This window comes from Pseudomonas sp. FW300-N1A1, assembly GCF_058789115.1.
Genome location: NZ_JBYTBK010000082.1, coordinates 1 through 1926 on the forward strand (window position 1 = coordinate 1; position 1926 = coordinate 1926).

Here is a 1926-nt window from a genome sequence, read left to right on the forward strand (position 1 = left end):
TTGGGGCTGCTACGCAGCCCAGCGGGAGCAAGCTCCCTCGCCACGGGTACTATGTTCGGCTGGTCTTTGGCTTAACTAATCGGCATTAGCCGATGGCGCCCTTCTTCACTGCGGTGACCTTAGTGTTGCAAAGCCGCTTGTTGCGTCCCGTTGATCGGGATGCGTTTGGCTTTCGCCTCTTCCGGCACCACGCGCAGCAGGTCGATGCTCAGCAGGCCGTTACGCAGGTCAGCGGCCTTGATCTCGATGTGATCGGCCAGCCGGAACGACAGCTTGAACGCACGCTGGGCGATGCCTTGATGCAGATAGGTCACGCCTTCGTTGGCGTCACGTTTGCCGCCACTGATGGTCAACACGCCTTTTTCGACTTGCAGGTCCAGGTCTTCTTCCTGGAAGCCCGCGGCCGCGATGACGATGCGGTATTGGTCGTCGCCGTGTTTTTCAACGTTGTAAGGTGGGTAGCTGCTGCCGGGCTCATTGCGCAGCGCAGACTCGAACAGATCGTTGAAACGATCGAAACCAACCGAAGAACGGAACAGTGGAGCCAGGGAAAATGCGGTACTCATGATTAAAATCTCCTGAAAACAATCAGCAAGGTTTTGTCTCCGCGACCCGAATTCGGCATCGCGTAACCCTTAGATAGGGACCGCTGATTGCATTTCAAGAGATTTTTTGCTGTTTTTTTATAAAAAAGTTCAGGCCGCTTCAGCGACCTGCAAACCGAGCAAACGCGAAACCTGATCCAGCTCAGTCTCACGACGCATGAGGGTAAACAGCTCCACTGCCTCGGGATAATTGCGGGTCAGCATCGCCAGCCACTGCTTCAAGCGACCCGGCGATTGCCGTGGCGTCATTTGCGCCTTGGCCTGTAGCCAGAACGCCTGGATCAGCGGCAGCAACTCGGCCCAAGTCATCTCGACCACCTCTTCACCGGCCCGTGCGGCAGCGATCTGCCGGGCCAGGTCAGGGCGCGACACCAGGCCGCGACCGAGCATGATGTCTTCCACTCCGCTGATTTCCCGGCAGCGACGCCAGTCGTCCACGCTCCAGATATCGCCGTTGGCGAACACCGGCACCTTGACCACGTCCTGCACCCGCGGGATCCACTCCCAGTGCGCCGGCGGCTTGTAGCCATCCGTCTTGGTCCGGGCGTGCACCACGATGTGCTCGGCGCCACCTTCGGCCAGGGCCGTGGCGCACACCAGCGAACCGTCCGGGCTGTCAAAGCCCAGGCGCATCTTGGCGGTCACCGGAATGTGCGCGGGGACCGCGCGGCGAACGTGTTCGACGATCCGGTTGAGCAACTCCGGCTCCTTGAGCAACACCGCGCCGCCACGGGACTTGTTGACGGTCTTGGCCGGGCAACCGAAGTTCAGGTCGATCACCTCGGACCCCAGCTCGCACGCCAGCGCCGCGTTTTCCGCCAGGCACACCGGGTCGGAACCCAGCAGCTGCACGCGCAACGGCACGCCGGCAGCGGTCTTGGCACCGTGCAACAGTTCAGGGCCGAACTTGTGGAAATAGGCCGGCGTCAGCAGCTGATCGTTGATCCGGATGAACTCGGTCACGCACCAATCGATACCGCCAACACGGGTCAGCACGTCCCGCAGGATGTTGTCGACCAACCCCTCCATGGGCGCCAAAGCAATTTGCATGGAAAACACTCAACGAAAAACGTGCGGCAGTTTACCGGGTTTCATCGATCGGGGCATGTCGTACCGGTGGACGGTTGCTTCAGGCATCTGAATACAGAGCAACCCTACACCACTCAAGGAAACGTCTGATTTATCTCCCTGCACCGCCTCGCCTAGCGTGCTCGTCCCTACCCATCACACTAGGACTTGTTTGACATGAGGCGCTATCACATCACCGTCGGAGCCAAAACCACGGTCAACGGCACCGTGCTCACCGGCTACGCATACAGCA

At 59.9% G+C, this 1926-nt stretch carries 2 protein-coding genes; both read right to left on the minus strand.

Translation table 11 applies throughout. The features are described from left to right. Positions 1–119 precede the first annotated feature (119 nt). Complete coding sequence (locus AC3WQN_RS25370) at positions 120–566, minus strand: Hsp20 family protein (protein ID WP_103402416.1); 447 nt, start codon at positions 564–566, stop codon at positions 120–122. 129 nt (positions 567–695) lie between these two features. Beyond that, positions 696–1655, minus strand: a complete 960-nt coding sequence (locus AC3WQN_RS25375) for a tRNA dihydrouridine synthase (RefSeq protein WP_095083004.1) — start codon at positions 1653–1655, stop codon at positions 696–698. Positions 1656–1926 lie beyond the last annotated feature (271 nt).

Bases quoted from the DNA above. Each gene is read 5' to 3' on its own strand.
- AC3WQN_RS25375 (WP_095083004.1), bottom strand. From the start codon at position 1,655: ATGCAAATTGCTTTGGCGCCCATGGAGGGGTTGGTCGACAACATCCTG.
- AC3WQN_RS25370 (WP_103402416.1), bottom strand. From the start codon at position 566: ATGAGTACCGCATTTTCCCTGGCTCCACTGTTCCGTTCTTCGGTTGGT.